Below are 25,573 nucleotides of genomic sequence, written 5' to 3'. Positions count from 1 at the left end.
AATGATATAGACGTAAGTATGTGCCTTACAATGTGAGGCAAGCGGACTTACACGGTTTCCCAGTGTATGTCCCTGTCCGGTTTATAGGAACAAAAGGTACCTGTTTTAATGGCATTGGAAAGATGTGCTCCCATAAAAGGATGGTGCAATTCTATTTTAGCTATGGCATTGCGGATGCGCCAGGTCACAGCCGATCGGGCTTTTTCTACCACACTGCCAGTTTCCCGAATCTTTCCTTGTAAACCCAACGATTTGGATAAATGTTCTATTAGCATGTCATATTCTTCATGCAGTGTATGTATATTGCTATAATCATTCTGCATTTCCGCTTCTTCTATGGCACTTTGCAGCTCCAAAATCCTTTTTTGATAGTCTCTCCGGGATTTTTCGTCGATAAGCTTTTCACTTTTATCTTCCAGCGAACTCCCCATGAGTTCGGCACAGTGAAAAACCTGTCCGGGTTGCATCAGCAATTTCTGAAGATCATAAAATCCTTTTACTTCCGGGATCTGAATTACGGAATTATCAAAGGAAAATTTCCACACCCCTGCTTCTTTTATAAAAGAATTTACAATAAGCCCTTTTTCTTTCGCAGGTATTTTTTTAACCGGAGCATGTTGGAAACGCCCTTTGCTTATAAATTTGAGAAAATCTTCCAGATGGGATACATGCCGATGCGGATTGAGTTTAAAGATCCAATCGATAGCATCCTGCGGGTCAAAATCGGTTCCTTTAGCGATAAGAACTCGGTAAGTCTCCAGATAGGAATTCCAATAGGTTTGCATTTGGTCAAATTGCCCAAGGTGATAGTAAATAGCAGCACAATAGGCATCCGTATCTGCAATTTTAGCGATCCCATTGGGTTTATGTTTGATGAAGGAGGCTGCTTTTTCATATTCGCCCAACTCAAAATAGATAAAACCTCCAATGCGAAGTTGATAATCAGCATTAAACGGGTTTAACTCCAAACTTCTTTCAAATAACTTCAACGCTTCTTTGCCCAATCCCAGATATACAATGTATAGGGCAATGGGGAGCAGCGTATCTGGGTCATTAGAGTTCAGCATTAAAGATTTTCTAAAATAATATTCCGCGGTATCATAAGAACCTTCGTATAAAAAAATCCTTCCCAGTACCATGGTAATGATGTGATTTTGGTCGTCCAGCTCAATCGCTCTTTGTGCCCATTCAAAAGCCCCTGATTTGCTTACTTCCCAGCGATCCCATAGCTGACAGGTCCATTCGTTAAAATAGGAAAGCGACATGCCAGTACAGGCCAAGGCGTAATCCGGTTGTATTTTCAAAGCTTTTTCAAAATGCTCTCGGGCTAACAAATCGGCTTGTATAGATCCTTTTTTTAGCTCCTCAATACCATAAAGCCAATGCTCATAGGCGCTAAATGCCACTTTGGGGCTTTGTCTTAATTCGGATAAAAGGTCATAGTCTATTTGTTGTTGAAGTACGGCAACGACACTCTTTAGCAGGTCGTCCTGAATGTCGTTTAGCTCTGTGAGCTGCCCCTCAAACCGATAGCCCCATACCAAATGCCGTGTTTCTGTATTATAGAGTTGGACATTCAGATGGACCATCTCGCTTTTACACCGAAAATCACCTTGTACAAAATAGCCTTCCTTTAAGGTTTTTAGGATTTGTTCAATAGAAATTTCATTGGGAAATTTAAACACCCGAAACTGACGAAAGCGGGAAAGTCCCGTAATAAGATCTGAGCTAAAGGAGCGACAAAATATACCCAATTCCTTTTTGGAAGATAAATCCTCGAAAGGCAAAACTGCCAGATTGATGGTGGTGGTTGTTTGCATACTGAGTTAAAAGGAATCGGCACAAAAATAAAATAAATTTATAAGCCGACAATCATTTGTAAATAACTAATAATCTACAGTCGTCGCAAGTTGGTATATCACCCAAAAATAGCCAGGATTCTTTGAAACATTCAATTTAAAGATGTATTTCCTCAATTTATTTAAAACTAAAAAGTATACTTAAAAAGTATGATGCTTTTCATAAAAGCCTCCTTTACTATTTGAGTTAAAAAAATATTCAACACAACACCTACTTTTTTATAACAAATACTAATTTGTCGCTTGTAATTAAAAAGAGATACATCATGTTTATAACAAACAATAGCGCAGACGCATTAGTCGATTTATATTTTAAGGATTATGGTACGGGACAGCCCGTCATATTAATTCATGGTTGGCCATTATCGCATAAATCTTGGGAGCAACAAATTTGGGCAGTGATACAAGCCGGTTACAGATGCATTGCCTACGATCGCCGTGGTTTTGGTTCGTCTTCCGAGCCTTGGAGCGGTTATGAATATTCTAACTTGGCAGCCGATCTACATGAAATCATCACTCAATTGGAACTTAAAGATGTGGTGCTTGTCGGTTTTTCTATGGGCGGTGGCGAAGTGGTTCGCTATTGCACCGATTTTGGAACCGAAAATATTAGTAAAGTGGCTTTAATAAGTTCTATTATTCCATTAGTGGCACAAAAAGAGGATAACCCAAATGGCGTTCCTCAAAGCAAATTGGATACTATTTTGGACGCTTTGGAGACCGATCGCGTGGGTTTTTTAACAGATTTCCATAAAAACTTTTACAATTTTGTGGATGCCCCTGTGGGAAACTTGGTAAGTAAAGCGCAATTGGATTACGATTGGAGCATCGCTGCCCATGCCTCTCCCCGAGCGACCATACAAGCAGCCCGAGCTTGGGCCGAAACCGATTTTAGACCAGAACTCGGTAATATTAATGTACCGTGCTTGATTGTTCATGGCGACGAGGATCAAATAGTCCCAATAGAAACTTCGGGTGACCAAGCTGCCAAAGGCATTGAAAACAATGCGTATCATGTTATTAAAGGTGCCCCACATGGATTGAACATCACCCACAAACACGAACTTAATAAGCTTTTAATTGATTTTTTAAATTCTTAGCATCATTCACCCTCTATATATATTCAAAAAAGTACAGTTCCCATCTTCATAAAAGATAAAAACTGTACTTTTCGTTTTCTAGATCTAGCCTCACTAATACTGATTCGCTTCCCCTGGGGTTGGCAAACTACTAGACACCTGTTCATCTTGTGCATGGTTTTTAGTCAAAGCGGCACTAAGGGTAATTCCACTACCAGAAAGCGATTCGCCTGCCGCATGTGCATGGCTCAATCCTTTATTCACGGTAATAGACGCCCCCTGACTTTCGGAAGGGTTTTCAAAATTACGGCGTGGTCTGGTAATGGAAGCGATAACAAGTGTTTCCTGTTTTGAGCCACTACCAATAGTAATGGTTTGGCCTTCACTAAAACCAATAATATGAGCTACTGGAATGCTGGTAGCACCAGCAGCAGTGGCAGACCTTAGGGTGGTTGCTCCTGTGCTTCCGAGGTCTGTAATGGTCACTTTTTCTGCGTTAGCACCTAACCCAATAACGATTTGTTGACCCACGTTTAAACCTTCCACACTAATCACTTTAATATTTTTAGAACCAATGGTGGATGCACTTGCCAAGGTGATGACAGCTTGCGATTTAAAATCTTCGCAATTACTATCGCTATCAGCACCATCGGGGAAACGTCCCAAACTTCGTATCATGGGATCGTATGAATCCGTAAACGAGCCTTGGCTAGAACCGGGAAGTACCGCAATACAACCACCTTGGGTTTGTTCACCTTCCAACGTCGCTATCTGTGGTGTGGCTACCGAACCTCTGGAACTAGAGTTGCCCTGTTGGGAACCATAAATGATGGCATCCATGAGTACCTTGCCACTGGCATCCATCAACGCCACTGAACCTGCATAAATAGACATGGGAAGTCCGTAATACTGATTCGCTTGCACCGTACCTTGATAGCCAATACTTGTATTTCCAGAAAGCACAATCGGTGCGCCTAATTCATGGTTTTTGGCCAATCCTTCTTTTAGGGTAACACCACTACCAAGTGCCTGAACGGCATCGCCACTTTTATGGGCAAAACGTGTTGCTGGCGTGAAGCTAATCCCCGTACCTGGTGATGCGACATCCGCAGCCAAAATGTGATCATTTTTAAGCGGTGCGGTTAACTCCACCTGTCCCGGGTCGCCTGTAAATCGGCCACGCAATGGTGCATTCACCACCGTAATGATGTTTTTTACAACAGCCAACTCTACACGAGCCCCAGTATTGATCGTTAACGTATCGCCCGGAGTCATGTTAGCATTTTGCCATACTTTGATGATGGTGTCACCAGTTTTTGCTTCTTCCGCAAGGCTACTTTGAGTCGAACCCTTACCTACTTTGGTAACTGTAGCAATCTCATAATTACCGCCTAAATCAATACCTATCTTATCTCCTACCTTAAAACCTTCAGCATTGGCCACAGGTAAATTGGTAGTCCCAACAGGAAAATCAAGCCATGGTCCTGTGGTTACCGGGACAAAAACGATGGTTTTATCCGTTGCCGGCGTGCCCAAACTGGCAATGATGGCTTTTTCGCCATTAATATCAATATGCTGACCCACGCGCATCCCTTCAGTACTGCGCACATTGATGATTTTATCACCCGTATTTGTCGCTGTTACCAAGCCAGATGGTGCCAAACCAAAAAGATAGAATTTACCAGCACCCAATATGGTGCCTTGTGGAATTTTAGCCAATTGTAAAGGCGACCATTCCCCTGGTGTATTGATAACTGACCAGTTAGAAATATCCACATCGGCATCAGAGCTATTATAAAGTTCCAAAAACTGATTGGTGGGATTGGGACCGCCACTAAAACTTGCTTCATTAATCTTCACGGGAAGAACGTTTCTTACGCGTTGGGCTGTTTCATAGGTTTTGTCTCCCCACACTGCTTTGGCTTTTAGATAACCCGCATCCACAGAGGTTGGTGATGTGATGTTAAAAACTGCTTCTACGGTACTTCCCGCTGCTATGGATTCGCTTAGGGTTGTAGTTGCTTCAGAAGACCAACCTTGTGGTAAATCCAACGTCAATTTGACGTCTGACACCGCTTCTGCTAATGTGTTGGTAAAAGATACTTTAAGTTCCTGAACGGCACCCGGCGTAAAGCTTGTAAGTCGTGATAAACTAACACTTGGTACATCATATTTGGCAGCGACGATATTAGCCTGCACGGCTTTTACAACGTCTTCAGTAGGGTAACTTGCAGTCATAATGCCTTCATAAAAGGTACCAGCCGAACCGTTACCATTATCGCCACCATTCCCCATTTGTATAGAACCTTTACGGCTCATGGGAAAATAGGTATCATTCTCTTTTGATTGCGGACGAACACCTTTGTAGAAGTTCAATAAGTCACCTTCCTGTGCATTGGCACCCCATATTTCCCATTGGTTGCCACCACCACCATTCACCATGCCTGTCACAAAACGCCAAGAATCAATGGTGGGGTTCGCGGCATTTTCTTTGGTTTCATAACCTGAAAAAAGACCAGCTTCCATATCCGACATGATCCATGGACCTTCGCCTTCACCTTTTCCCCATGCGGTAGCCGTACCATAATACACTGTTGACATGGTGCCCGTACCCACTGCCCTACTGTTCGTGGATGTATTTCCATAGTTAAAGCAGCAACCACTGGAATAGTGTGTGCCATCAAGTACCATATAAATGCCTTCTGGTTCATCATTAATGGGAAGACCAACGGCATTATTATTTCGTAAACCAGAACCCGGCATGACATACGTGCCATAGACTTTATGACCGTTAATCGTTACGGGAGCCATATCCGCCAAGGGAAGGCTATTAAATCCGCCTTTGGCTAGTCCCCTAAACGTTCCTGGAGGTGCCTGTTTTAAATCATTTCCATGTCCAGATTGGTCATAAATAATGCTAATCCAACATGTGGCATCCGCACAGAATGCGTCTTGGGCAGCGGCGTCGGCATAGCCTCCGGCATCACCAGCACTGGGTTGCACTACGCCTATGTCTAAAGTTTTTTCGTCGGACTCCCGAGACACCTGATAAAGTGGTCCGTTATAGGCAGCAAACAAAGCCCGTGTAGTACTATGCGCCGTAACTGGAGGAAAACCTGCGGCCGTATAAATATCGCCTGGGCCTTCACTTCGGGGCAGCACTTTACCGTTTCCACAACCCGTTATAAAAATTAATAATATGGCAATGGTCGAAGCTAATGCAAGCGTAAAGGAATATTTGTTTTTCATGGTAGTTGTCTTGATTAGTTATGGATAGTTAGTTGAACTCGTAATTTAATAAAATTTCTCTAAAAATGATTAAACGTTTGCCTGTTATCATGCAAAATAATTATAAATCCCTGTAAATGTAGACGTTTGCAATTCCCGTTGCTCCTTCTAAAAAGAACAAAAGTTTTTAATGCTAAAATCTTATTATATTTATGGAATAGATACATCCATTATGACTTATAAATTTATACCCTGTCGCCTTTTTTTAGTAGGTTTATTCATGGTTTGCCATGTGTTTATCATGCCAGCTCAAACCAATGGGACGCCACAAATCCATACTTGGGAACTGTTGGAAATTGAGCTAAAAACCGAAAATACCTACACCAATTATTACACTGAGATTACCTGTTGGGTAGATTTGGAAGGGCCTGGTTTTTCCAAACGCATTTATGGGTTCTGGAATGGAGCTAATACATTTTTAGTCCGCGTCGTGGCAACAAAAGCGGGTATGTGGACTTGGAAAAGTGGTTCGAACCAACCTAATGATAACGGATTGAACACTAAAAGCGGGGCGTTTAAAGCTGTGGAATGGACAGATAAGGAAAAAGAAGATAACCCCAACCGCCATGGTTTTGTAATACCCACTGAAAATGGCCGTGCCTTACAATATACGGATGGCACACCTTTTTTTATGATTGGCGATACGTGGCTTGCAGGATCTACGTGGCGATTGCCTTTTAGAAATGCCACTACTCAAGATAATTATATCCCCGACACAGGAATAGGATTTGAAGATGCCATCAATTATCGTAAAAACCAAGGGTATAATTCGGTAAGTATGATAGCTGCCTTTCCAAACTGGGAGGCCGATAACCACCCGAGTACCTACGCCGATTCCAGTGGTATATTCTTAAGAAATGCTTGGGAAAAGTTTGGTTATGATGTCTCAGATGCCATAGGCACCGATGCTTCTGGAGGTTTGAGTTATTGGGGTACTTTTACTTCAAAAAACATGCGGGACGAATATGGAAATTTACCCTTTGCTATGTCCGATACCTATAAAGGTGTGTCCGATTTTAATACCATCAATCCAGAATATTTTAAAAGCTTGGATAAAAAAATGGCATACATGTCCGAACAAGGTCTGGTGCCCTTATTGGAAACGGTACGGCGGGATGTTGGTCCTTCTTGGAATGCCTATTTTAATTTTAAGGAAAGTTTTGCACGTTACGTTCAATATCTTATTTCGAGGTATGGCGCTTATAATATGGTCTTTAGCGGCATTCATTTGGATTGGATTCCAAAGGATTTTAGCCTAACGGCCGATAAGTTTAATGAGGCCCTCACCTATCATTTAGAAAAATATGGCCCCATGCCATTTGGTCAAGTGGTTACCACATTAATCGATCGATCCACTTATAAAGCATTTGGACATGATAAGGATGTTCCATGGTTAATGATGCATAGTGTGGGCAATAAACCAAGAGACCACCGTGTCACTACTGCCATAGACACCCTTTTTAATCTGAGTCCAGCGTATCCAGCCATCAATTTTGAGCCTTATTATACGGGTTGGGACCATTCCATTAACAAACCAAATGGCGAACGGCCACCAGCCAATTCGGTACGGGATAACTATTTTGCACGGGCCCAAATGTATGGTTCGGTACTTTCAGGCGCACTGTCTGGCCATGTACATGGTACGGCAGCTTACGATATGACAAGTACTGGAGAGCCTTCAGGAGCTCGGCCTCATTTTTGGGAAGCCTTGAAATATGACTCTGGACATCACATGCAGCACCTCCATACGTTTATCATGTCGGAAGGACATTATTATCAGAATTTGCAACCCGCCACTAAAGGTATGAATCCACACAAAGCGCCCGGTAGTCCCGAGATGGGATTGGACGGATGGTCATATATGATGCGGACGCCTAACAAAGATTTTGCATTATTGTATTTTGAAAACCAGTCCGTTTTACCTGAGTTGAAAGGATTTAAACCCAATACATCCTATGCGTTGGTTTGGTTCAACCCACTTAATGGCGAATGGGGACAACCTATTCATGTAAAAACGAATAAAAAAGGTGTTTTGGAGTTACCGCTATTTCCAGATAAACAACATCCATCTATCATTGATTGGGCGATGAAGATTACTGAAATAAAGAACTGATTTTTAATCATTGTTTGTCACTATCTATCGCATGAACATTCCCTCTATACTGGATGTTGCTACGACTCGAACTATTGATGCTGATGGTACTGGTCAAATTAGGAAACAATTTGATATACACCCGATAATTATCGGTATTTGAGTTTTTGTCTGCCATATTAAAACGAATTTCATAAGAAGACTCCTTGCCTTTATTTATTTGTAAATCGTCTGGAACGCCTTCAAATTCGATGCCAGATGAGGTATTATAGCCCCCTCCAAATTGGCGCTCTCCATAAAATGGCAAACTCGCTATCACGGAATCTTTTTTCATTCTTAGATAATTGCTGTGTGTAGATATATCGATGCTACCCGCAGTACTTCCATTAATAAACAGCCCAGCATTACCGAGTTGTTGCATGGCGGACGTCATAATCGGTAGCGCGCGATTGGATATTATTTCCAATGATTGGTTTTCAATCATGCTGCGTAGCGCTCTACTATTTTCTTCGCTATATTTCGGATTCCCTGAACCACAAGCTACAAAAACTATTAGTATGGTACCTAGTAATAAAATCTTTAGCATACTTAAAAAATTTAGGATGTTATAAACTTGGTGGCAGTTATCTAAATATACCAAATTTTTGACATAAGCTGTTTAATTTTTTGTTAATGTAACTATCGGCTAATAAAACCCATAAAAAAAACCAGCATACTAAAAGTATACTGGTGAGTTCAAAAATAGCAACTTAAATATTATTAAAATTCTATAGCGTCTGTTTTGCTTAATCTAATATCTCTTGTCGCAATGTACATACCATCTTTTTCCTCTATCCTAAGCATGCTTTTAGCGGCCTCAGCACGGCATGCCAATGTTAATTCTGGTATTAAAGGGTCGTCATTAAAAAAGAAGGCTGCCAATTCTTGTTCTGGTTTCCCTGGTTCTTTAACGGTACGGTGTATTTGTTTTAATTCTTTGGTGCGGAATAATTTACCGGGCATAAAGGTATAGAAGGTGTATCTGCCATCAGCATCGGTTTTTATCCAAGCCCTGTGGTGTACATAGCGTTTGCGGTTGGCATCCCTTTTCATTTGGTAATTACCATTTTCGTCAGGTTGGGAGATGTATAAAATAACATCTTTGGCAGGGGTTATGCCATCATTATGGTAAATGATTCCAGTTATTTTTAGTTTTCCTGTTTTTGATTGAAAATCGGCAATAGTATCTGTATTATTAAGGTTTTTTTCTGAATAATCGTAAATGGCACTACGGTTTTTGTAGTCGTCTGCAAGTAGGTTGGTATTGCTAGCAGTATCCTGAGCCATGGATGTGAAGCAAATGCTTAACAAACTGGTTATGGATAGTAGAGTTGTTAGTTTTTTCATGGGGGTCTTGGTTTTAATTTGTTTAAAATTAGTGGTTTAGGTTTACTAAGCAATAAAAATCTTATGAACGCCAAAACTTTACGATAAGATGTTTTAAAATGTAAAAATTACCGATGAATGACTTGGTTTTTATAACGAAAGTTCTCGATATAAAATACCTCGTGCTCGTTATTTCACTCGAACTGATAGGCTAAAAAAACATAATTAACAACCTAAATGTCACTTCGAGTGATTTTCGAAGCATGAGAAAATAGTATCGAGAAGCTGGTTTAACTCATGCTCTCGATACAAATTTCAGTCACTCCATTGCTAACATTCACTCGAACGGACAACCCGCGTAAAAGGATGATTGAAAACAACAAAAATGATTAAGTTAACAAAACGTCCTATCCATTAAAATAAAGGTTTCATCAATCCAAATGGTTCATTCACATAATTTTTTTATGAGTACTCGGTAAAATAATAATATTAGCAGTTAGAATAATTAAAATCTCAAATAGAAATCCTTTGATTTTTAATTATCTATAAAACCAACTAACTAATTACTTTAAATGAACCAACCATTTAAAATTCACCATTGGATTAAAAAAATTTCCGCTCCAATGAAGCCATCTCATCCCTTTTTTCGAGGTATTTTCCTTTTTCTACCATTATTTACTGTGTATGATACTTATGCCCAAACGCCTAATGATGCGGTTATGATGCCTTTGGGAGATATCTGCATACTTTTAAACTATGATTTTGGCAGTTTCGATGAATATTGGGAAGGCTCTAAATTACGGGAGAATGCCACCATAGCAGAGGTTCAACGAAAAACGATATTGCCTATGGTTGCTGTCGGGATTTTTAAGAATGCTAACTTATACGTAGGCGTTCCACATGTTAGCACTAGATCGACGGAACCAAATGGAGGTAAATTTGCAGGCGTTGAAGGATTTCAAGATTTAGGAATATCGTTAAAATATCAAGCTTTAAGAAAAAAGATGCCGGGCGGCGAACTGTTTTTACTATCCAGTGTGGGCTTCTCTACCCCTGCTTCCAATTACCTAGCGGATTATATGCCTTATAGTTTGGGTTTTGGTGCTCCAGAATTATCCGTAAGAGGTATCATGGAACATAAATGGAACAACAATATGTATTTTAGAACCAGTATTGCCCATTTATGGAGAGGTTATGCGGAGGCTGAAAGAGACTATTATTACAGTGATGGAAGTCGCTATTCTAAGTATATGGATGTTCCCGACGCATGGAGTTTTGAAGGCGTCATTGGTTTTAGAGCATTAGGGAATTCCTTAAGACTGGAATTAATTTATGCCGCACAACGTTCTTCCAGTGGTGATAACATTAGGGCTTATAATGCCCCACAGCCTACCAATAGGGTTGATTTTGACCGATGGGGATTATTTGCCCAATACTATTTTAAGGACATTAAAGGTTTAGGCGTGTTGGCATATCACAATCGTGTTTTTGATGGCATGAATACCGGGAAAATCAACAATACAGGTTTTGGTGTGACTTACCAGTTTAATTTTAAAAAGAACGAGCATGTACAATAAGATTATAAAAAACAAACAAATCGCTGTCATAATTTTTGCAATGGCCATATTAACAACGGCTTGTGAAAGGGATATCCCCTATTATATGAATTTTGATAGTTATGCTTTTACATCTACAGATGAAAATGGTGGCACTTGGTCACACATACTGCCAACTGCGGGCGACATTACTATAGATGCTCCAAGTGCTACAAATTCAGTTGAATACTTAGCAGAAATCGCAGCAATGAAATCAGCGATGCAACAAACAACCCCTGAACAGAAAAAAGCCATTGAATATTGGACCAACAATCCCATTATTCGCTGGAATGAGATAGCGGTTGAATTAATTTCCAAATACAACCTCATTCCAGGCCCGAATGCTGATGGTACCTACACCTTGCCTAACGCCGGAAATCCTAATGGGCCACCCCCATTCCCATTTGCCAATCCGCCTTATGCTATTCGGGCCTTAGCCTATTTATCAGTGGCGCAATATGACGGAATGATATCGGCTTGGAATTTTAAATATGCATACAACAGAGCAGCACCTTATCAACACGATAACACCATAGCGTTCGCTTACCCAGTCAATACCATTCCTTCTTATCCTTCTGATGGTGCTGTTATTGCCAGTGCTTCAAGAAGAATCCTAAGTGCCATGTTCCCGTTAGAAGTGGAGTATTTACAACAAAAAGAAAACGAACATTTGGAAAGTCTTTTTTTATCAGGTGGCAATGTACAAAGCGACATTGATGCTGGTAAACTTATAGGAAATGAGATTGCGACCAGAGCATTATCGAGAGCGGCTACAGATGGTATGAGTAAAGCACAGACACCAAAACCAGTTTCGGATTCTATAAAGGCAGCAGCATTTGAAAGATTTGGCTGGCAATGGACCAATCAAGAAAATCCCGTGAGACCAGTGGGACTCACACCTCTTTACGGCAAAGTACGTATGTGGAATGTTGCAAATGTAGAAGAGGTTCGCCCAGGCCCCCCACCTGCCATTGGTTCCGTAGAGTATCTGGAAGATGTTAAAATTTTAAAGGATTATGCTGCCAATGTCACCAGTGAACGTAGACGTATAGCTAATTTTTGGCAAGATGGTTTATCCACCTTTACACCACCAGGGCACTGGAACAGGATTACCAAGGAGTATTTAGTGGCTTATGAATTTAACCCCTTGCGTTCGGCACGAACTTTTGCTTATTTAAATATGGCTATCATGGATGCTGGGATTAGCTGTTGGGATGCCAAATATTACTACCACTACCCTAGACCGATTGAAATGATTGATGGGTTTAAAACCATTATTGGGACACCAAATTTCCCTGCCTATACCTCGGGTCACAGTACATTTTCTGCGGCGGCAGCCGAAGTGCTGTCCTATGTGTTTCCAGAGGAATCTGATCAAGTATGGACTTGGGCAGAAGAAGCAGCTAACTCGAGAGTGTATGGGGGTATCCATTGGACGTTTGATGCTAACGTGGGCATGGAACAAGGGAAAACGGTTGCGGAATATGCCGTGAATAGAGCGAGGTTGGATGGTGCCGATTGATACATTTTTAATAAAAAATTTGGAACTTCCAATATAAAAATTTGTCTATTTTTTAATTTTAGTTTAGAGGGAGGACCTGATGCAACATGTTTTGTGTCAGGTTTTTTTATTTAAATTATGCCTAGTATTTTACATAAAATATGTACAAAAAAACAGCCAACTTATTAATATATTGACTGTTATATATATTTAATTAATTTACTACTTTAAAGTCGCATTTAATTCAATATCAGCTTTTAAAAGTTTGGAAATCGGACATACTTCTTTCGCTTTTGTTGCAATCTCTTGAAATTGTGTGGCGTCAATATTTGGGACGTCACCTTCCAAAGTTAAAGCAACTTTAGTCACATTGCCGTCTTCAAAAGTCACCACAGCAGCTACATCCAAAGTGGTCGCAGTAAAGCCTGCTTCATTCAATAAAAAACTTAATTGCATGGCAAAGCATCCTGAATGTGCCGCACCGATTAATTCTTCTGGATTCGTTCCTTTTTCACCATCTTCAAAACGGGTGTGGAATGAATATGGTGTCTTGCTTAGCACACCACTAGCTGTGGTTAAATAGCCTTTACCGTCTTTTCCTGCACCGTTCCATTGTGCGTTTGCTTTTCTTGTAAATTTCATAATATTCAATTTATTAGTTATACGTATTGTGTGTTTGTTACTTTTGGATAATCGGTATAGCCTTCTGTTCCGGGCGTATAAAACGTGTCTTGGTTCCAGTCTGCCAACGGCATATTGTTTTCAAAACGCTCCACCAAATCGGGGTTAGAAATATACAACTTTCCAAAAGAAACTAAATCGGCGTCACCAGCTTCTATCACAGCATTTCCTTTTTCTTGTGTAAACCCAGCATTAATCATTAAGGTTCCATGATATAAAGGTCGGAAATGTTTCGCAATTTCTGTTACCGCATACGGAATATTTGAAACATCGGTAAACGGCTCTGATAAATGCACATACGCCAAATTGTAATCGTTTAATCTTTTAATAATGTATTCAAATGTTGGAATGGTTTGTTCATCCATGGTCATACCAAATACATTGTTTAACGACGGATTAAACCTGGCTCCTATTTTTTCTTCAGGAATCACTTCTTTAACAGCATCTAGCACATCAAAGAAAAAACGAGCTTTGTTTTCTGTACTGCCACCATAATTGTCGGTTCTTTTATTTGTAGTCCCACTAAAAAATTGGTGGAATAAATAACCGTTTGAAGAATGTATTTCAACACCATCAAATCCTGCTTCTACGGCATTTTTTGCGGCATTTTTAAAGTCATTTATGGTTTCGTTAATATCAGACAAAGTCATTTCCTTTGGCGTAGGCGTTTTTTTAAGGCCCTCGCTAGTATATACTTCTTCATGGGGATTGATTGGTGAAGGAGCCAAAGGCAATTCACCATTATGAAAATCGGAATGAGAGACACGACCTACATGCCACAATTGAATGAAAATTTTCCCGCCTTTATCGTGGACACGTTTGGTTATTTTTTTCCAACCTTCTACTTGTGCTTTGGTGTGGATACCTGGGGTATTGATATAACCAACAGCTCTTGGCGACACCTGCGCACCTTCAGTAATGATTAAACCAGCCGAAGCCCGTTGTTCATAATAAATACCTTGAAGCTCCTCTGTTGGTACATTTTCTTCATTATTGGCCCTACTGCGCGTCATAGGCGCCATCACTATCCTGTTTTTAAGATTTAAATTTTTACCGCTAAAAGGGTTTAATAATGCTTGTTTACTCATATTTGTATGCTTTGTTTTTGGATTAATTAACACGCCTCAAAGTTACTCAGGGTGACTTTGATTTATATTAATCTATATTATTTAATGTAACTTTAATTTTTTTGACAATTTACGAATATGTTCAAGTAAACTAAAGAATGTTGTGATAAGGATTTGTTAAAAAATGAGGATATTACCTATGGCTTTAAACCAATCATCTATAGATGTTTCGTTGGTATGTAATGCCACACTGCCATTACCATAAGGCGCATACATTGTAATACTTGTCACCGAGAAGAATCCAACAGTTGGCGTTAAAGAAGCACTTGCCAAATGCATGACGCCATTATCGGCAGCTATGAATATAGATGTATTTTTAATGATGGCAGCCATTTCACGAATGTCCTTACTATAAAAGTGAGGGGCTTTAAAGTTGATTTTTGAGATGTTTTCAATAGGGAGCATTTCAATGATATTATAATCTGGATACTCATTCTGCAAACGTGAGTAAAAGGTATGCCACCATTCTTCAGAATAACATTTATCTCCCGTAGCATTGGTATATAAACATATGGTTTTTTTATGGTTCTTTACAATTCTATCTAACATTGTTTTGCCTATAGCTATTTCAGAATCCTTTAATTTGATATCCAATAATGGCATAGGTGCATTGGTTTCTGGTAAACCTAGTTTATTTAGATAGTGTCTTAAATTATAAACGGGGTATTTTGAAATATGCTCGTAGTCATCGTATTTTGACTCTAATTCTTCATAATTATTTCCAAAAATCTTAAATCTTGCTTTAGAAAGCTGGGTCAACAGCCTTCCTGATGATGAATTTTTATCCCCGTTGATAACCAAATCGTATTGGGTCTGTTTTATGGACACCCACCCTTTTACATAGGTGAATATATTACTGAATGGTTTTTTGGGCAATTGTATGATTCTATGGATTTGTTTATAATTTTCAAACACCGGATTTGCCACACCACCCTTAACAAATAGATCGATCTCACCATTGGGAAAGGTATTAATGACTTCCTGAACAATGGGTGTTAATAACAGTTGATTGCCTAATCGGTGATTCGGCCTTATAATCAACACTTTTTTTATATCAACAATGTTAAGGTCACCAAGGTTTGGTTCAGAATACTTCCTGCCTATATGCTTGGTTATGCTTTGCATAAACCATCTTCTTAGTTGGTTGATTCGGGTTTTAAAGGTCATTTATTGTTTGTATAATGGCGGACAAAAGTACAAATACACATCATGGTGTACAACTTAATCCAATGTATTTGCTTTGTACCTAAAGTTTAAAACGAGTCCTAAAATAATCATGAGTATCCCAACGATGCTCCACAGAGTGTAAATTTCATCAAATAAAAAGATCCCTACCAATACCGTAAAAATAACTTCCAAATAATTTAAAGGGGCTACCTGATTAGTGGTTGCTACTTGAAATGCTTTTGTCATAAACACCTGGCCGAAATACCCAAAAAACCCTAAACTGCACAATAGCAACCATTCCCACCACCCCTCAGGGTTTGTCCAATTATTGATTGCCAATATCCCTCCAACAATTGTTGAAATAAACATGAAGAAATGAACCACTACCACAGGATGTTCGCTTTTACCAATTTTGCTAACGGTAATAAACACTAAACCACTAAAAACCGCTGAAGCAACAGCCAAAAATAATCCATAGTTATTTATTTGTGTATCCAATCCTTTTAAAACCAAGACCCCTAAAAATGAAATCAAAAAGAAAAGCCATTGCCAATGCTTAATTTTATCCTTCAATAAAAAAATAGAAAAAATAGCCGCAAAAATAGGTGCTAGATATCTTAAAGATACGGCAGTACCTATGGGGATGTATTTAGTTGACATGAAAAAAAGCGTCATGGAAATAAGTCCGACCAAACTTCGTAGTGTCAATAATTTTTTATTGTTGCCAAAAGCTGGAATCTTTTTTTTGTATAAATAGCCAAAGGTTAAAAAAAGTGTACCGATTGATCTGAAAAAAACAATTTCAAAGGCATTCATATGCACTAGGTATTTCACAGCACTGTTCATGCATGCAAATGCAAACGCACTTATAAACATGAATTGTATAGCTTTTTTAACGTCCAAAAGGTCTTATTTTAATTTTCCGTTTGGTTGTTATAAAATACACGCCTGTTAAAAGAATACAAGCAGCAATTATGGTTTGTAAAGAGATAGCTTCATCAAGAATATACCACCCAAGCACTATAGCAATCACAGGATTGACGTAGGCAGAAGTCGATACTTTTTCTGGGGAAACCATTTTTAATAAATAATTGAAAGAGGTAAAAGCGACCACACTTCCAAAGACACTTAAAAGCAGCATGGACCATTTTACAGACACGCTCCACTCTAAAGGAGATATCCAAGTTTCGCCAAAGACCAAACTTGTAATGGCCAAAAGGATTCCAGCACTTATCATTTGATAGGCCGTACTCACAAAATAATTGGCTGGTAAATCTGCTTTCGAAACAAAAACGCTGCCATAGCTCCAGCTCAATACACAGGTTAAAATCATAAACATACCCAAAAGGGACCCTTCTTCAGTAACCAACTCCTTTTGGCTTACCAAAATGTACATGCCAATAATCCCTAAAGCTATACCTATTAAAGCATTAGCTTTCATTTTTTTATTATCGATAAGGCGCATTAGCAATAAAACAAACAACGGTTGTGTGGATGCCTCTAAAGCAGCAAAGCCGCTATCAATATATTTTAAAGCCCAAACAAACACGCCATTTCCATACACAAGGAATAAAAATCCAGAAAACACACAATTTATAAGTTGTTTACGGCTGATTGATAACCTAAGCTTCATCGATTTAGCAATGACAAAAATAATGATACCTGCTGTTATAAATCGGAATGACGCTAAAAAAAACGGTGGAAGTTCTCCAACGGCGATTTTATTTAGCAAATATGTAGAACCCCAAATAACATAAATAGCAAAAAAGGCTAAAACAATAAGAATGGTTTTACGTGGAATTGCCATGATGTTTTAAGGATAGAATGTTATAATTATTTATTTATACATTCTTTTAAAGTAATTAAATCGAAAACTTCTGTTACTATGGATTTATCAAGTGATAAACGTTCGTTGGTATCTCCTTTTTTGTCGTATTCAAATCTGTTAACCACATAACGAATCACTTCTTTTCTAGCAACATCGCGCTCATTTCCTTTAATAACGACCCAAGGCGATTGTGGTGTTCCTGTTTTTTTAAACATGGCTTCCTTATATTTTGTAAAATCGGCCCATTTAGATTGGGCTTCCACATCTACGCTACTCAATTTCCATTGCTTTAAGGGATTATGAACACGGTCTTCCAAACGCCTTTTTTGTTCTTCAGCATCAATGGAAAACCAAAATTTAAAAAGGTGTATACCATCTTCAATGAGCATTTTTTCCAACTGAACCACTTGTTTATTAAATAAACTATATTGCTTCTTAGTGCAAAAACCCATTACAGGTTCTACAACAGCCCTGTTATACCAACTACGGTCAAAAAGAACCATTTCTCCCGGTCCTGGTAAATGCTCGATATACCTCTGGAAATACCATTGGCCTGATTCTCGTTCGGTCGGCTTGGAAAGGGCAACGACTCTGAATAATCTAGGATTTAAAAAACGTATGAAACGCATGATAGCACCCCCTTTTCCAGCAGTGTCCCTGCCTTCAAATAATATGAGTACACGTTGATTGGTACCTTTAATATGTTGCTGTAACCTAACTAATTCGGTTTGTAGATTGATATATTCCTGATCTTCTTCTATGGCATGCAAACTCATAAGGCACTATGATTTCTCAAAATGAATAAAAACTTAGGAAGTAATGAATTTGATAAAAATTAAATCTTTTTAACCCGAACGGCGTTCATTCCTTTTTGTCCTCGTTCCAGTTCATAAGTGACTCTATCGTTTTCTGCTATTGGCTGAAGTAAGCCACTAACATGAACAAAATATTTCTCTTGGTTGATACTGTCTAAAATAAATCCGAAACCTTTTGAGGTATCAAAAAAGGACACTTTGCCTTCTTTTGCAGTAGGTTCGTCATCACCGATTTCTTTCTTAGGAATGCCAATTTCTATACTATCTGCCTCAACCTTAATTTTCATGGAGGGATCTGGTGGCGTATCTGTTAAATTACCATTGTAATCTACATAAGCAAATTGAATACCTTGGGGGTTTTCTTTGGCTTCAGCTTTTCTAGCGTCTTTCTTTTTTTGCTTGTCTTCTCGTTTTTTTAAGCGCTTTTTTTCTTTTTCAATCTTGTTAAAAGTTACTTGTGATTTTGCCATAGTTTACGGTAAAGGTTTTTAATTATTAAAAATTTACTGCACTGCAATTAATTTTATATAAAATCTTATCAACGAGGAACTGTTTGTCAAAAAATTATAGAAAATGCTTGAACATGCATATACGACACAAATATACGCTTATTTAGGCAATATTATAAAAAAAATTGGCTTATGGATTTAGTCTTCTGGAGGATATCCGTGGATGGATTCAAAAACAGTATCGAAATTAGACCTTAAATAAGCGTTTAATTTTTTTCGGTATTCGCCCTTTAGCCACTCAACAAAATTGAAGGTACTTTTACTAATGCACTTGGTATAGCGATTAATCCTAAAATCTATATCATCACCCAACATTTTTGCCAATGCCAACGCATCATAAACATCTTCACTGTTTTCAATACAAATTTTAGCATGCTGTTCTATGGAACGCTCCAAAACCACTTTTGAAGACTCCCCGTTTCTTATGGACTCCACATATGTTTTTTGAACATCGAAATGTACATTTTGGGATTTTGAGAACTCGGCTCTCAATTCATCTGGCATTTCGTACCTAAAATTACTTTCCAAATCCTCATCGCTTAAAAGCGAATCCAAGTAATAATTTGGCGACCTGAAGATACGTTGCCAATCTAAATCATCACCCCAAGGTCCAAATCGGTGAAAATTATTACCTAAATCAATAACATCAAAAGTCTTTTTGTTTTTTAAAACACGAGAACCCCTACCAATCATTTGATAATAAAGCGTCAACGATTTTGTGGCTCTATTTAAAATAATACTTTCTACGGTAGGTTCATCAAAACCAGTGGTCAAAATACTAACGGATGTTAAAATGGCATCTGGTGTTTTTTTGAACCATTTTAAAATTTGGGCTCTTTCCTTTTTGGTATTTGTATTATCCAAATGGGCTATGGGATATCCTGCCTTTCTGAACGTGTCATACACGTGCAACGAGGTGTTGATACCGTTATTAAAAATTAAGGTTTTTTTGCCTTTGGAACGTTCTTCGTATGCTTGTATCAACTTGGTTAACATATCGTTAGCTGTATACAAATCTTCTGATGATTTAACAGTATAATCACCATTGGCTCCAACAACCAAAGATGTCAAACCAACGTTATATGAGAACATTTCGGCACGTGCCAAAAAACCATTTTCTATTAATGATTCTATGCTTTCACCAACAATCAATTCATCGTAATTGTCGGTCATAGGTAATTCGATACTAGAACTTAAAGGCGTTGCCGTAACCCCTAGAATAAAGCACTGACTAAAAAATTTGAATAGTTTGGTAAAGGAATTGTAATGTGCTTCATCAATAATGACCAATCCGATATCAGAAATATCCAATTTATCATCGTTAAGTCTGTTGTTCAAGGTCTCAACCATAGCAACAAAGCAACTATACTCACCTTGATCACTTAAATCGGCCTTGCTATCAATCACTTTATTGACAACCTCAAATTCCGTAAGCATGTTAGATGTTTGCTTACAAAGCTCAATACGGTGCGTCATTACCAGCACCTTTTTTTTATGATGTTTTAGGTATTGTCTAACAATTTCAGAAAAAATAACGGTTTTACCTCCACCCGTTGGTAATTGGTATAATAAGTGGTAATCGTCTGGAGATTCTTCAAAAGCCTTAAAAATTTTATCTATAGCTCCTTTTTGGTAACTATATAAATCTTTGCCAGCTATTCTTTCCTCTAATTCTGTTTTTGATACGGACATATTTATTAATTGGTAGCGTGCAAAAATAACACCTTTAAAGGGTTTATGACGAATTATTGATGCTAAAATTTTATTTAAAATCTAATGAATTACGAGAGTTTTTTATTGGTGATGCATTTTGAATTAATAAATTTATACTTTTATCTGCAATTACTTTTTAAATCATCCTATGCAAATTAACGACAAAACCGACCAAAAACAGTATTTAGCATCATCTGAACGCTACCAAACAATGACCTATAATAGAACTGGGAACAGTGGTGTGCTTCTACCTGCTATTTCGCTTGGTTTATGGCATAATTTCGGGTCTGTGGATAATTTACAAAAAGCTCGAGAGGTATTGAGATGTGCGTTTGATTTGGGCATAACCCATTTCGATTTAGCCAATAATTATGGCCCTCCTTATGGTTCTGCCGAAGAAAATTTCGGAACGATTTATAAAAAGGATTTTAAAATTTATAGAGACGAACTGTTTATTGCCAGTAAAGCGGGATATGATATGTGGCCAGGACCTTATGGAAACTGGGGTTCTAGAAAATATTTAATCGCCAGTATAGACCAAAGTTTAAAACGCATGGGATTGGATTATGTTGATATTTTTTATCATCATAGACCAGACCCTGACACGCCTTTAGAAGAAACTATGGGCGCTTTGGCAGATATGGTTCGACAAGGAAAAGCCTTGTATGTCGGGATCTCTAATTACGAGCCCGAAGATACCCAAAAGGCAGCAGACATATTAAAACGTTTAAATACACCATTTATATTACATCAAGCGCGCTATTCCATGTTCGATCGTTGGGTTGAGGATGGCCTTCTACACACTTTAGAATCAAATGGTGTTGGCTGTATTGCGTTTTCTCCATTGGCACAAGGCATGCTGACCGATAAATACATTCATGGGATTCCTGAAGATTCCAGAGCTAAGAAAGCATTTTCCTTTTTAAATACGGATACTGTAAAAAATAATATTGAAAAAGTGAAATCGTTAAATGCCATTGCTATGAAACGTGAACAAAAATTATCGCAAATGGCTATTGCATGGCTTTTAAGACAGCCACAAGTAAGCTCTGTGCTGGTTGGAGCTAGTAGCACCAATCAATTAAAGGAAAATGTAAAAGCTTTGGATAACTTAAAGTTTACAGTAGAAGAATTAAAATTGATTGATGAAATTGTTGGTTAACATTATTCCTTAATAAGGATAATAGTTGCTTTTACGCCTGTTGCTAAATTCCATTGGTTTGAAGATACAACATTCCCCGCATCATCAACCACGATGAATTCTGCAGTATTTGGCCCAGATTCACCTTGATTAAGAGCGACGAAATCTATTTTATTTATTCCGGGCTTTAAATCGAGTTTCAATCCAGAAAAGCTATTTGTTAAAAATACACGTGCCAACACAACATCATCGTTAACCCTAACTTGAATCAAATCCCCATCTACAGCACCATGGTCACGATAGGCAATATTCACAAACTTGGCCTTACTTTTAAAATCCCCAAAAAACTGATCGGTTCTACTACCGTTTCGTTGTTCAATTTCATCTGGAGTTAACAACCTTGTGCTTTCTATGTGATTATCCAGTTTCTTGGTATACAATTCCCCGGGATTTCCAAATACCTCACCGCCAGTCATGGAAAATTCTTTTTTAGGAAAATTAAATTCACGCGTTGTTTTTGGTGTTGATAAGCCTTTAAAGGTATTAGTGCTTTCATTCGGTTTTGATGGCAATATACTTTTTGAATTTGAAGAATCCTTAGGGCTCTCTATAGCTGGTATTGAAATTGAGTTATTTCTGCTATCAATTTGAGCATTCATAGATGCTACGAAAAACAGTAATATAAAAAATGAAAAATAAAGTTTCACAGTTTCAATATATTATAAATGAATTGGGTTTATTTATAATCCATAAACTTAATTAGTTATCAAAGATATTCCTTTATCTGAAACGTTTAACTAAGCACATGTCTTTTTGCATTGTTTTAACACAAAAACCATTCCTAAAACTGTTTTTAGCTTGCAACTAATAAATTTATAATATCAAATCCTCCTCTATTCTTAATATTATGTTAATTTAATATTATGTTATACATAGTACTGTAACAATTTTAATTTGTTATCGTCTATACAATATAAATCAATTAAAAAACAAACATCATGAGAACTTTAAACAACAATCAAAACACAGGTCATTTAGTAAACACTAAAAATTATAACTGGAACAGCAAGAGACGTTACAGATAAGTAACGTCTCTCGAAACAAAAAATTTCATCAATAATAATCATCAATCAAAAAATGAACTCACATATAAAAATATCAAACCACACTGATACTATTACCCAAGAAATCGTGTCGTTTTACAGAAGAAACAATTCTTTTGATTATAGCAAAGACGGTGTTTGGAAAGGCGCTAAACCTTATACTTACTAAAACCTATCCTTTTATATTATCAGAAACGGAAAAAAAATAAAGACGGATTATATCTAAACTATCTACTTGTGTGTTTTTCTTCTATGGGTTTAGGAATTCCATAAGAAATAGATACCTTTTTTCTGCCCCATTGCCTAGCTGCTTTTACATCAAGTCCCATATAGATATCTATACGGTTTTTCCAACGTGAATGCATTCGGTCCTTTACAAAATAAATACTATCAAAACCTTCTATTTTTACAGGAGTGTTGTGTTTTAAACCCTTTTTAACCAAATCTTTTGATACGGCAATGTAATTTAATCCAGGTTTTAAACTATCACCATACGCAGTAATATATGGATTGGAATCTGTTTGATGGCGCGTTGAATTATATGCTGAAGCAGTCACCTCAATGGTATGCCAATCGTACTTATCTTCAAAGCGTTGTTCTTTACAACTGAGCAATAACAAAACACATATAAGTATGGAGATTCTCAAATAATTAACCTTTTATAATTATAAAAATAATATTAATATTTTAAAAGTGATTTTAATTCTCCTTCAAATCGATTTTTCGGAAGATACCGTTCTTCCAATTGAGATGCAAAAGGAATTGGCGTCTCTAAACTAGCGACCCGTTTTACAGGGGCATCCAAATATTGAAAACAGTTCTCCATAATGAGTGCTGAGATATCACTAGCAATACCCCCAAACAAAGAATCTTCCTGTAAAATAATGGCTCTGTTGGTTTTTTTTACTGAGGCAAAAATAGTTGCGGTATCTAATGGCTGAAGGGTTCTTAAATCAATGACATCTGCTTGAATATCTGGGTTATTATCCAAGGTTTTTAAAGCCCAATGTACTGCAGCTCCATAACAAATAATGGTAGCATCTAAGCCATCCCTTAAAACAGCAGCTTTACCAAAAGGTAAGGTATAATATTCGGCAGGCACATCTTGACTGATAGTTCTATACAAACCTTTATGTTCAAAAAATAATACCGGATTCGGATCATTAATAGCGGTTGCCAACAATCCTTTGGCATCATACGGAAACGCAGGGTAAACGACTTTTAGTCCTGGTGTTTTGGTAAACCAAGCTTCGTTGGTCTGGGAATGGAACGGCCCTGCGGCCATACCCCCACCACAAGGCATTCGTATAACCACATCGGCTTGTTGTCCCCATCTGTAATGTGATTTTGCTAAATAATTAACCACGGCTGTAAAACCCGAAGAAATGAAATCGGCAAATTGCATTTCTACAACACTTTTTATACCCGCTATGGAGAGTCCCATGGCTGTTTCAATAATGGCAGACTCACATATAGGCGTGTTTCTTACGCGCTCTTTACCAAACTGTTCTACAAATCCTTCCGTGATTTTAAAAACACCTCCATATTCCGCAATATCCTGACCCATAATTACAAGATCTTCATGACGCTCCATACTATGTTTTAAACCTTCTGAAACGGCATCTATAAAACGTATGTTTTTAAATTCGGGATTTTCATTAACCTCTTTATATTCAAATGGTTTAAAAACATCATTTAACTCTTTGGTTTCATTTGAAGCCATTGCTTCCTCCGCAAAAGCGATATCTAAATGCTTATTTATTTCCCTTGAAAAGTCGATTCTAATAGATTCCACTAGTGAATCTGTCAAAATACCTTCGTCGATTAAAAATTTTTGAAAATTAATCAGTGGATCTTTCTTTTCCCAAGTATTTAAAAGGTCTTGTGGAACATATTTGGTGCCACTCGCTTCTTCGTGTCCACGCATTCTAAAGGTTTTAAACTCAACCAAAACTGGTCTTGGGTTGCCCCTCATGTTATTCGCAATCGCATTAACCTTAGTGAAGACTTCAATAATATTATTACCATCTACAATATGCGATTCCATACCATAACCCACGGCTCTGTCGGCGATATTTTTACAATGATATTGCTCATTTGTGGGTGTCGATAAGCCATAACCATTGTTTTCAACACAAAAAATAACTGGTAATTTCCAAACCGAAGCGACATTCAACGCTTCATGAAAATCGCCTTCACTGGTGCCGCCTTCTCCAGTAAAAACAACTGTTACGGATGGTTTTTTCTTTAATTTTGAAGCTAGTGCTATGCCATCCGCCACACCAAGTTGAGGGCCTAGATGGGAAATCATACCGACAATTTTATAGTCCTGACTGCCAAAATGAAACGATCGATCCCTGCCTTTAGTAAAACCAGAGGCCTTTCCTTGCCATTGGGCAAATAATCTATGTAGTGGGATGTTTCTAGAGGTAAATACGCCAAGATTTCTATGCATGGGCAAAATATATTCTTCCCTCCTGATGGCCATGGTAACACCCACCGAAATGGCTTCTTGACCAATACCTGAAAACCATTTGCTTATTTTCCCTTGTCGTAACAACACAAGCATCTTTTCCTCTATCATTCTGGGTTTCAGCATATTTTTATACAAACCCATTATTAAACTCGGATCCAGATGTTTTATATCGTATGATATACCTAGTGAGGCATTGGATTTACTCATTAATCAGTACTTTTTCAAAGTTTTTCA

At 38.0% G+C, this 25,573-nt stretch carries 21 protein-coding genes; 6 read left to right on the top strand and 15 right to left on the bottom strand.

The window, feature by feature from the left end; all coding sequences use genetic code 11:
- Positions 1–47: 47 nt before the first annotated feature.
- A complete protein-coding gene (locus CDH49_RS11995) occupies positions 48–1,406 on the bottom strand; it encodes a tetratricopeptide repeat protein (protein ID WP_157805309.1) in 1,359 nt (452 codons plus the stop codon).
- Between the two features lie 719 nt (positions 1,407–2,125).
- Between CDH49_RS11995 and CDH49_RS11990 the strand changes: the two genes are divergently transcribed.
- Positions 2,126–2,959 (top strand): alpha/beta fold hydrolase, encoded by an 834-nt coding sequence (locus tag CDH49_RS11990; RefSeq protein ID WP_100615771.1) that lies wholly within the window; start codon positions 2,126–2,128, stop codon positions 2,957–2,959.
- Positions 2,960–3,052: 93 nt separating this feature from the next.
- Here CDH49_RS11990 and CDH49_RS11985 read toward each other — a convergent pair whose 3' ends face one another.
- On the bottom strand, positions 3,053–6,187 hold the full coding sequence (locus tag CDH49_RS11985; RefSeq protein ID WP_100615770.1) for an arabinofuranosidase catalytic domain-containing protein: 3,135 nt from the start codon (positions 6,185–6,187) through the stop codon (positions 3,053–3,055).
- Between the two features lie 169 nt (positions 6,188–6,356).
- Here CDH49_RS11985 and CDH49_RS11980 point away from each other — a divergent pair, with 169 nt between their 5' ends.
- A complete protein-coding gene (locus tag CDH49_RS11980; protein WP_100615769.1) occupies positions 6,357–8,339 on the top strand; it encodes a DUF5060 domain-containing protein in 1,983 nt (660 codons plus the stop codon).
- A gap of 7 nt (positions 8,340–8,346) precedes the next feature.
- Here the strand turns inward: CDH49_RS11980 and CDH49_RS11975 are convergent, their stop codons facing one another.
- The gene (locus CDH49_RS11975; protein ID WP_100615768.1) at positions 8,347–8,904 is read right to left on the bottom strand and encodes a DUF4251 domain-containing protein; all 558 of its coding nucleotides are present in this window, start codon (positions 8,902–8,904) and stop codon (positions 8,347–8,349) included.
- Between the two features lie 173 nt (positions 8,905–9,077).
- Positions 9,078–9,704 (bottom strand): hypothetical protein, encoded by a 627-nt coding sequence (locus tag CDH49_RS11970; protein ID WP_100615767.1) that lies wholly within the window; start codon positions 9,702–9,704, stop codon positions 9,078–9,080.
- A gap of 602 nt (positions 9,705–10,306) precedes the next feature.
- On the opposite strand from CDH49_RS11970, the gene CDH49_RS11965 reads away from it, so the two are divergent.
- Positions 10,307–11,260, top strand: coding sequence for a transporter (locus tag CDH49_RS11965; protein ID WP_100615923.1), 954 nt, complete (start codon positions 10,307–10,309; stop codon positions 11,258–11,260).
- On the top strand, positions 11,250–12,800 hold the full coding sequence (locus CDH49_RS11960; RefSeq protein ID WP_100615766.1) for a phosphatase PAP2 family protein: 1,551 nt from the start codon (positions 11,250–11,252) through the stop codon (positions 12,798–12,800). The genes CDH49_RS11965 and CDH49_RS11960 overlap by 11 nt, the downstream gene beginning before the upstream one ends.
- Positions 12,801–13,001: 201 nt before the next feature.
- On the opposite strand, the gene CDH49_RS11955 is transcribed toward CDH49_RS11960, so the two are convergent.
- The 8 genes from CDH49_RS11955 to CDH49_RS11920 all read right to left on the bottom strand — a co-directional run bounded on the left by CDH49_RS11955 (position 13,002) and on the right by CDH49_RS11920 (position 20,598).
- Positions 13,002–13,421, bottom strand: a complete 420-nt coding sequence (locus tag CDH49_RS11955; RefSeq protein WP_100615765.1) for an OsmC family protein — start codon at positions 13,419–13,421, stop codon at positions 13,002–13,004.
- Between the two features lie 17 nt (positions 13,422–13,438).
- Positions 13,439–14,548, bottom strand: coding sequence for an alkene reductase (locus tag CDH49_RS11950; protein WP_100615922.1), 1,110 nt, complete (start codon positions 14,546–14,548; stop codon positions 13,439–13,441).
- Between the two features lie 156 nt (positions 14,549–14,704).
- Positions 14,705–15,754, bottom strand: a complete 1,050-nt coding sequence (locus CDH49_RS11945; protein WP_100615764.1) for a glycosyltransferase family 9 protein — start codon at positions 15,752–15,754, stop codon at positions 14,705–14,707.
- A 54-nt stretch (positions 15,755–15,808) separates the two neighbouring features.
- On the bottom strand, positions 15,809–16,657 hold the full coding sequence (locus CDH49_RS11940) for a DMT family transporter (protein ID WP_157805308.1): 849 nt from the start codon (positions 16,655–16,657) through the stop codon (positions 15,809–15,811).
- Positions 16,647–17,561, bottom strand: a complete 915-nt coding sequence (locus CDH49_RS11935; protein ID WP_100615763.1) for an EamA family transporter — start codon at positions 17,559–17,561, stop codon at positions 16,647–16,649. Before CDH49_RS11935 ends, CDH49_RS11940 begins: the two co-directional genes overlap by 11 nt.
- A 26-nt stretch (positions 17,562–17,587) precedes the next feature.
- Entirely contained in the window at positions 17,588–18,358 is a 771-nt protein-coding gene (gene ppk2 / locus CDH49_RS11930; RefSeq protein WP_100615762.1) for a polyphosphate kinase 2, read from the bottom strand.
- 59 nt (positions 18,359–18,417) lie between these two features.
- Positions 18,418–18,867 carry a cold-shock protein gene (locus CDH49_RS11925; RefSeq protein WP_100615761.1) on the bottom strand — a complete coding sequence of 150 codons (450 nt, stop codon included), beginning with the start codon at positions 18,865–18,867 and terminating at the stop codon, positions 18,418–18,420.
- Positions 18,868–19,044: 177 nt separating this feature from the next.
- The gene (locus tag CDH49_RS11920) at positions 19,045–20,598 is read right to left on the bottom strand and encodes a DEAD/DEAH box helicase (protein ID WP_100615760.1); all 1,554 of its coding nucleotides are present in this window, start codon (positions 20,596–20,598) and stop codon (positions 19,045–19,047) included.
- A 169-nt stretch (positions 20,599–20,767) separates the two neighbouring features.
- Between CDH49_RS11920 and mgrA the strand changes: the two genes are divergently transcribed.
- Positions 20,768–21,781: an L-glyceraldehyde 3-phosphate reductase gene (gene mgrA, locus CDH49_RS11915; protein WP_100615759.1), complete on the top strand. Its 1,014-nt coding sequence runs from the start codon at positions 20,768–20,770 to the stop codon at positions 21,779–21,781.
- A gap of 2 nt (positions 21,782–21,783) precedes the next feature.
- On the opposite strand, the gene CDH49_RS11910 is transcribed toward mgrA, so the two are convergent.
- Positions 21,784–22,419 carry a hypothetical protein gene (locus CDH49_RS11910; protein ID WP_100615758.1) on the bottom strand — a complete coding sequence of 212 codons (636 nt, stop codon included), beginning with the start codon at positions 22,417–22,419 and terminating at the stop codon, positions 21,784–21,786.
- A 478-nt stretch (positions 22,420–22,897) separates the two neighbouring features.
- On the opposite strand from CDH49_RS11910, the gene CDH49_RS15885 reads away from it, so the two are divergent.
- Positions 22,898–23,032: a hypothetical protein gene (locus CDH49_RS15885; protein WP_262496635.1), complete on the top strand. Its 135-nt coding sequence runs from the start codon at positions 22,898–22,900 to the stop codon at positions 23,030–23,032.
- Between the two features lie 58 nt (positions 23,033–23,090).
- Here CDH49_RS15885 and CDH49_RS11905 read toward each other — a convergent pair whose 3' ends face one another.
- Both CDH49_RS11905 and CDH49_RS11900 read right to left on the bottom strand, forming a co-directional pair.
- The gene (locus CDH49_RS11905; RefSeq protein WP_239970662.1) at positions 23,091–23,504 is read right to left on the bottom strand and encodes a 3D domain-containing protein; all 414 of its coding nucleotides are present in this window, start codon (positions 23,502–23,504) and stop codon (positions 23,091–23,093) included.
- A gap of 38 nt (positions 23,505–23,542) precedes the next feature.
- On the bottom strand, positions 23,543–25,546 hold the full coding sequence (locus CDH49_RS11900; RefSeq protein ID WP_100615756.1) for an alpha-ketoacid dehydrogenase subunit alpha/beta: 2,004 nt from the start codon (positions 25,544–25,546) through the stop codon (positions 23,543–23,545).
- Positions 25,547–25,573 lie beyond the last annotated feature (27 nt).

The organism is Confluentibacter citreus (assembly GCF_002807055.1).
Classification (GTDB): domain Bacteria; phylum Bacteroidota; class Bacteroidia; order Flavobacteriales; family Flavobacteriaceae; genus Confluentibacter; species Confluentibacter citreus.
Note: the sequence above shows the minus strand (reverse complement) of the source record. Positions and strands in the feature narration are given on the sequence as shown.

Excerpts from the sequence above, each read along its gene's own strand:
- CDH49_RS11900 (WP_100615756.1), bottom strand. The coding sequence starts at position 25,546 with ATGAGTAAATCCAATGCCTCACTAGGTATATCATACGATATAAAACAT.
- CDH49_RS11955 (WP_100615765.1), bottom strand. The coding sequence starts at position 13,421 with ATGAAATTTACAAGAAAAGCAAACGCACAATGGAACGGTGCAGGAAAA.
- CDH49_RS11980 (WP_100615769.1), top strand. The coding sequence starts at position 6,357 with ATGCTAAAATCTTATTATATTTATGGAATAGATACATCCATTATGACT.
- CDH49_RS11950 (WP_100615922.1), bottom strand. The coding sequence starts at position 14,548 with ATGAGTAAACAAGCATTATTAAACCCTTTTAGCGGTAAAAATTTAAAT.
- CDH49_RS11965 (WP_100615923.1), top strand. The coding sequence starts at position 10,307 with ATGAAGCCATCTCATCCCTTTTTTCGAGGTATTTTCCTTTTTCTACCA.
- CDH49_RS15885 (WP_262496635.1), top strand. The coding sequence starts at position 22,898 with ATGAACTCACATATAAAAATATCAAACCACACTGATACTATTACCCAA.
- CDH49_RS11985 (WP_100615770.1), bottom strand. The coding sequence starts at position 6,187 with ATGAAAAACAAATATTCCTTTACGCTTGCATTAGCTTCGACCATTGCC.
- CDH49_RS11910 (WP_100615758.1), bottom strand. The coding sequence starts at position 22,419 with ATGAATGCTCAAATTGATAGCAGAAATAACTCAATTTCAATACCAGCT.
- CDH49_RS11920 (WP_100615760.1), bottom strand. The coding sequence starts at position 20,598 with ATGTCCGTATCAAAAACAGAATTAGAGGAAAGAATAGCTGGCAAAGAT.
- CDH49_RS11990 (WP_100615771.1), top strand. The coding sequence starts at position 2,126 with ATGTTTATAACAAACAATAGCGCAGACGCATTAGTCGATTTATATTTT.
- CDH49_RS11975 (WP_100615768.1), bottom strand. The coding sequence starts at position 8,904 with ATGCTAAAGATTTTATTACTAGGTACCATACTAATAGTTTTTGTAGCT.
- mgrA (WP_100615759.1), top strand. The coding sequence starts at position 20,768 with ATGCAAATTAACGACAAAACCGACCAAAAACAGTATTTAGCATCATCT.
- CDH49_RS11935 (WP_100615763.1), bottom strand. The coding sequence starts at position 17,561 with ATGGCAATTCCACGTAAAACCATTCTTATTGTTTTAGCCTTTTTTGCT.
- CDH49_RS11960 (WP_100615766.1), top strand. The coding sequence starts at position 11,250 with ATGTACAATAAGATTATAAAAAACAAACAAATCGCTGTCATAATTTTT.
- CDH49_RS11970 (WP_100615767.1), bottom strand. The coding sequence starts at position 9,704 with ATGAAAAAACTAACAACTCTACTATCCATAACCAGTTTGTTAAGCATT.
- CDH49_RS11925 (WP_100615761.1), bottom strand. The coding sequence starts at position 18,867 with ATGGCAAAATCACAAGTAACTTTTAACAAGATTGAAAAAGAAAAAAAG.
- ppk2 (WP_100615762.1), bottom strand. The coding sequence starts at position 18,358 with ATGAGTTTGCATGCCATAGAAGAAGATCAGGAATATATCAATCTACAA.
- CDH49_RS11945 (WP_100615764.1), bottom strand. The coding sequence starts at position 15,754 with ATGACCTTTAAAACCCGAATCAACCAACTAAGAAGATGGTTTATGCAA.